Source organism: Mesorhizobium sp. M0152 (assembly GCF_040322415.1).
Lineage (GTDB): Bacteria > Pseudomonadota > Alphaproteobacteria > Rhizobiales > Rhizobiaceae > Mesorhizobium.
In genome coordinates this window covers 1-5,595 of record NZ_JAMYTH010000092.1, presented here as the reverse complement: position 1 = coordinate 5,595, position 5,595 = coordinate 1, and the positions used below count along the sequence as shown (strand labels likewise).

General features: G+C 61.2%; 3 protein-coding genes and 4 pseudogenes. 4 read left to right on the top strand and 3 right to left on the bottom strand.

The window, feature by feature from the left end; all coding sequences use genetic code 11:
* Both NKJ26_RS33740 and NKJ26_RS32995 read right to left on the bottom strand, forming a co-directional pair.
* A pseudogene (locus NKJ26_RS33740) lies at positions 1-197 on the bottom strand (hypothetical protein); the annotation flags it as partial.
* Positions 134-1,246 (bottom strand): annotated as a pseudogene (locus NKJ26_RS32995) (IS110 family RNA-guided transposase). The pseudogenes NKJ26_RS32995 and NKJ26_RS33740, both read right to left, overlap by 64 nt.
* Before the next feature lie 104 nt (positions 1,247-1,350).
* Here NKJ26_RS32995 and NKJ26_RS32990 point away from each other — a divergent pair.
* Positions 1,351-1,761 (top strand): annotated as a pseudogene (locus NKJ26_RS32990) (transposase); the annotation flags it as partial.
* A gap of 595 nt (positions 1,762-2,356) precedes the next feature.
* Here the strand turns inward: NKJ26_RS32990 and NKJ26_RS32985 are convergent.
* Complete coding sequence (locus tag NKJ26_RS32985) at positions 2,357-3,382, bottom strand: LysR family transcriptional regulator (protein ID WP_352700013.1); 1,026 nt, start codon at positions 3,380-3,382, stop codon at positions 2,357-2,359.
* 248 nt (positions 3,383-3,630) lie between these two features.
* Between NKJ26_RS32985 and NKJ26_RS32980 the strand changes: the two are divergent.
* The 3 genes and pseudogenes from NKJ26_RS32980 to NKJ26_RS32970 all read left to right on the top strand — a co-directional run.
* Positions 3,631-4,008, top strand: a pseudogene (locus NKJ26_RS32980) (site-specific integrase); the annotation flags it as partial.
* Positions 4,009-4,261: 253 nt separating this feature from the next.
* Positions 4,262-4,654, top strand: coding sequence for a tyrosine-type recombinase/integrase (locus tag NKJ26_RS32975; protein ID WP_352700011.1), 393 nt, complete (start codon positions 4,262-4,264; stop codon positions 4,652-4,654).
* Positions 4,651-5,502 carry a tyrosine-type recombinase/integrase gene (locus tag NKJ26_RS32970; protein ID WP_352700009.1) on the top strand — a complete coding sequence of 284 codons (852 nt, stop codon included), beginning with the start codon at positions 4,651-4,653 and terminating at the stop codon, positions 5,500-5,502. Before NKJ26_RS32975 ends, NKJ26_RS32970 begins: the two co-directional genes overlap by 4 nt.
* Positions 5,503-5,595: the final 93 nt, after the last annotated feature.

The window sequence follows — 5,595 nt, the reverse complement described above, 5'->3', positions numbered from 1 at the left end:
ATCTCGGCGGGAAAGCGGTGGCGACGATAAAGCGGATCACGAGCAACTTCTGACATGGCCCATGTTCGCACATCTTCATCAGCCGATGCCGGCTCAAGCGTCAGCGCGACGACGTTGTCGACCAGCACGGCTTTCAGCGGCGCGATGCCGGGCGGCCGGGTCTTGTCGCGCAACACGCCGTCGACGCCCTCGGCCATGAAATCGCGGTGATCGCGATGGCCTTGTGCTCCCTGCGAGGATCATTTTTCGATAGCGAGAACAGAGGCGGAGCTGACCTTTCCACGCTATTTCGCGAACGGTTCTCGGTGGGCCTTCCAACTGCGCTTGCTTGGTTCGACTTACCCGCGCAGGGAAGCGGTAAGCCCATGCGCCTTCGATCAGCATGCGACGGGCCCGAGAGTTCCCGGCCTTAGTGATCCCACCACGTTTGACATGTTCACCTGTCGAGCTCTCTGACGGAACGAGGCCAAGAAAGGCCATCAGCTGGCGGGGGTTTTCGAAGCGGCGGATGTCGCCAATTTCGGCAACAAAGACGACGGCGGCAATCAACGATACGCCTCGTAACGCCTGATAGGCTTCGACGACAGGAGCCATCGTCCAGGACAGTCTCCGAGATCAAATCGGTCAGACGCTTCAAGCGCACCTCGGCATCCTCGATCGCCTGGCAATATTCCTTGAGCACGATGAAGTGCGCCGGATGCTCGAACTTCAGAGTCGATATCCACCGCATATGCGCCAGCGACCAGGATGAGCGGCCCGAATAGATGCGGCCATGCCGAAGTAGGAACGACTGAAGCTGCTGACGCGCCCGCTTTTGAGCCTCCTGTGCAGCCTCTCGAGCCCGCACGAGATCGCGCATGGCTTCGTGTCCGCGATCTGGTACCCAGACTGCCCTCAGCTCACCTGCACGATGTAGCCTTGCCAGGCTGACCGCGTCGCGCCGGTTCGTCTTCACTCGATCACTAGGGCGCTTTGGTATCAGGGATGGTGCGACCACCACGCAGTCGTGACCCATGTCGGTAAGCTGACGGTAAAGCTCGTAACCTGTCGGACCGGCTTCATAGCAGAAGTGGAGGACAGCTCTTCGCTTCGCCATTTTTTCCACGATGTTCGCCACTGAGGTCGGATCCGAGGCTATATCCCCATAAAACCTTACTTCACCGCCCCGCTCACCGTCTGCGACGGCCACAGAAATCTTCAATTTCGAGACGTCCAAACCGACAAAAAGCCTGTTATGCTGATCCATGGTTCACCCTCTCTAAGCTGGGGCTCGGCTTCGGCCAATCCGAAGCAACCCCCGATCTCACCTTATCGCGGGGGTGAGCCGCCTTCACTCCGAGAACATACGGTCTGAGCCGGTCAAGCTGGTTGATCACGTCGCTGTCGCCGGGCAATGGAGAGAAGTTGTCGAAGCATGCCGTGAGCGGCGGCGATGTCGCCGGGCTGCTGGCGCGCCTTTCATGGCTTCGTGAGAAGGCGCTGTCGCGAACGGAACGACACTTTCCGATCATTGTGATCCAGGAAGCCGGTCTCGACGGGTTCTGGCTCCACCGCGTACTGCAGGCTGAAGGGATCGAAAGCCACGTCGTCGATCCCGCCTCGATCGCGACCTCTCGGCGTCGCCGGCGGGCGAAGACTGACAGGATCGACGGCGAAGCCATGGTGCGGGCGCTGCTGGCCTACAAGCGCGGCGAGCCGCCGGTGTGCGCGATGGTCAAGGCCCCCACCCGGAAAGAGGAAGACCGCCGATCGGCCACGCGTTCAGGCAGAAGCGCTGGGTCAATTGCGTGGGTCCGCAGCGTCAAGCTCGACCGGCTTCATTGCCAAGTGCCCGACTTTCTCGGTGCAGGGCGCTGTCGTCAACGCCAGAAGCCGAGCGAGGCTCGGCACAGTCCATTGGATCGACTTCGTCGATCGCCATCTCCTCGCCTGGCCGCGCGTGAAAAGCCGCGGCAAGGCCTGCAACGTTGGCATTTAAGTGGGGCTACGCATCTTCTGGGACTTCGCAAGCAAAATCGGAGGCGCCAGTCAATTCAGTAGCAGCCCGGGCGTGTGTTCTGCTCGTTCCGGCCCTCGCACTTAGCAAGGAACTGCGCCGCTCTGCCGGGCCAAAGGCCCGACGCCCGAAGGGCAACCGCTCCTACGCGATCGCGTCCGCCTCCAGAAGCCGCCATCGAAAAGAATGCTCGCCTCGTCACCACCACCTACGGCAAAAGTGGGCAATCAAGGCAGCTGGCATCACTCTGCCACACATCCTCGACGAGCAACTCGCCTGAGATCAGCCCCAGAACGTAGGTAACACGCGCCGCGCCGGCGCTTGTCGAACATGCTGATCAGCCTGTCTTACAGGCGGCGATTAGGTGGGGCTTAACATCTTCCGGGACTTCGCACGCGAAATCGAGGTGGCAGTCGGTACCAACAACCGAAAGGTCGGATCGGCGTGCCCGAGACGCTCAATGATTTCAGGCAAAGGCGCCAGGCAAGATGCCTCCTGCAACATCATTTCCCGCATCCACATGCTTGCCGGATCAGTATTGTGAAGCTCAGGCCACTGGACGGCCTCCGTGAATGCCGGAGGAGGAAGTGGCGGCGGAAGTTGGACAATCCGCAGGGGTGTTGTTTTTGCGAAATGCTGCGCCAGCCGTAAGGGCATGGTCCCGATGCGGTTGGTGCCTGACAGGACTGGCGGGATCAGGCTAAAGCCCTGTACGACGACCTCGACACGTCTCTCGAAACCGTGCTCGAGCAAATACCATTCCTCCATGGTGGGCTGCCGGGTGTGCCTGAATTTGAGCACAACATGTCCCATGCACAAGTATCGCTCGAATGTAAGTGGCTCCGACAGCTGCTTGTTCGTGCCGCAGCCTACGCCTACGAGCTTATCTTCGAACAGGGCTGCGCGAGGATGTTTCGACATGAACACTTCCGGCATAATCAGAAAATCAAGGGCGCCGCGCCGGAGAAGCTCCTCGGGGTCGTCGCAAATAGGCAGACATTCAAAGCGAACGACGGGAGCTTCCCGCGCAGCGCGCTCTACTATCTTCCTAAAAAATACGAGCGTGATGTAATCGGAAAGCATGATTCGGAAGAGACGATCCGATTGGGCCGGGTTGAAGGCGTCGGGGGAAATAATCGATAGCTGGATGTGCAGCAATGCATCCCGGACTGCTGGAGCGAGCCCGTCGGCGCGCGGTGTCAAAATGAGCTCGCGGCCGTTCATCGTAAATAGCTCATCGTTGAAATAGGCGCGTAACCGAGCAACGGCGGCGCTCATGGCCGGCTGGCTCAGGTTGATACTGCGAGCCGCGGCAGTGACTTTACGCTCCCTGATCAAAGCGTCCAGCACAACGAGGAGATTTAGATCGAGTCCCTTGAAACGCATGTCATGTTCTATCCAACGTGTGGATGCGTATCATTCAAACAATCAATTTTACGAACTTACGAGCCATGCATTAGAGGATCCTAAACGACCGACGTCAAGCTCAAATCGACGGCGCCGCGACACGGGCCGGTACATCGAGAGAGCGTCTGGCTCACCATCGCCAACGACAACGGTTGCTCGATGGCCAGGGATACGCCAAAACGACTGTTCAGCAGAAGATTAAGCTCCTGGCCGGTTTCAGTGCTTGGGTGGAGAGGCAGGATGTTCCGCTGAGCTTGCTCGGGGAAGAGGACGCAGGTCGATTTCTGACGGAACTTGGTCGGCGCCCGAGGCGTGGCGATGCCTGGACCATTCGGCAGTTGGTACGATATCTGCGCGACACGGGCGGCGTGCCGGTGCCGCTGCCAGAGGTCGATACGAGCGCCAAGGGTAAGCTGATCGACGCATTTGGGGAATTCCTGCGCACCGAGCGTGGTCTCTCGGCATCGACATTGACGAACTATCTGCCGATTGTTCGTGGATTCCTGGACGAACAGTTTGGCGGCAACGATCCGGATTTTGACCGCCTGCGAGTGGGCGACGTTCATCGGTTCATCGTTCGGCGAGCCCAGGCCGGTTCGCCCGGCCGCGCCAAGTTGGTGGTCACCGCACTGCGTTTCTTTCTGCGCTTCCTCCAGCAACGCGGGTTGCTTGCCACCGATCTCGCTGTCGCGGTGCCTGGGATCGCCGGCTGGCGCTTGGCACACCTGCCGAAGGCGCTGCCTGCCGAACAGGTCGAACGGCTCCTTGCGTCTTGCGACAGGAGAACACCGGCCGGCCGCAGGGACTACGCGGTTCTGATGCTGCTCGCGCGCCTCGGTTTACGGGGGCGAGATCGTCGTGCATGGCAAGGGTCAGCGGCTGGCGCGGCTGCCACTGCCGGCGGATGTCGGTGCCGCCTTGGTCGACTATCTGCGGCAGGATCGGCCTGCTTGCTCAACACGCCGCGTCTTCATTCGCATAAAAGCGCCCAGACGCAGCTTTGTCAGCCCGTCGACTATTTGCTGCATCGTCCATCGTGCGCTCAAGCGCGCCGGTCTGACGCCGGCGTTCAAGGGTGCGCACCTGTTGCGTCACTCACTCGCCACCGATCTGCTGCGCCGCGGCGCCTCGCTCGTTGAAATCGGTCAACTTCTCCACCACAGCCAGCCGAACACGACACAGATCTATGCCAAAGTTGACATCGCGGCGTTGCGTGCCATTGCGCTACCCTGGCCTGGAGTCGCATCATGAGCGCGTTGCACGCGGCGCTCGAAGAGTACCTGGCCGCGCGCCGCGCCCTCGGCCATAAGCTGCGTCTTTCCGGACGGTTGCTGCAGCGCTTCGTTGTCTTTGCCGAATCTTCCGGCGCCACCTTCATCACCACCGAGATTGCCCTGGCCTGGGCCATGCAGCCGGCAGAAGCACAGCCCGCCCAGTGGGCCAACCGGTTGGCGATGGTTCGCCGGTTCGCGCGCTATTGCAGCGCCATTGACCCGCGGACCGTCGTCCCGCCGCCCGACCTTCTTCCTCACCGTTATCGTCGGCCATCGTCGCCCTATATTTATCGCGACGAAGAGATCACCCGACTGATCGACGCGGCAAAGCGCTTGCCGTCGACAGTCGGCCTTCGCCCGCAGACCTATGCCACGCTCTTCGGCTTGTACGCGGCGACCGGCATGCGCTGTAACGAACCGCTGCGTCTCGATCGCGGCGACACCGATCTCGTTGATGGCGTGCTGACGGTTCGCGACACGAAGTTCGGCAAGTCGCGCTACGTGCCGCTTCACCCCTCGACGCAACACGCTCTCAAAATCTATGCGGTCTGTCGAGACCGGTCATGCCCCAATCCCCTGAGCTCCAGCTTCTTCCTTTCCCAGCGCGGCACGCGATCGTGTGGCGATCGCTCAAAGCCCGGAGGCAGGGTCGCTAACGCAACGCCACGTGTCATCGCACCCTCGGCCGGACGCCGAAACTGCGGGGCGGTCCGTCTGCCTGCGGGGTCCCGCCTACCGTCCTGTCTGCGGCAGGACCCGCCTCAGATTAGCCGCTGGTTCACCCGCCTGGCGACCTGTTCCGCACTTTCGACCTGCTCGGAATAGCGGCCCGTCACGAAGGTATGTGGATGCCGGGCCAGACTGCGGAAGTGGGCGCGGCCATGCGCGCGGATGGGCTCCGGATCGACCCCGCACAGC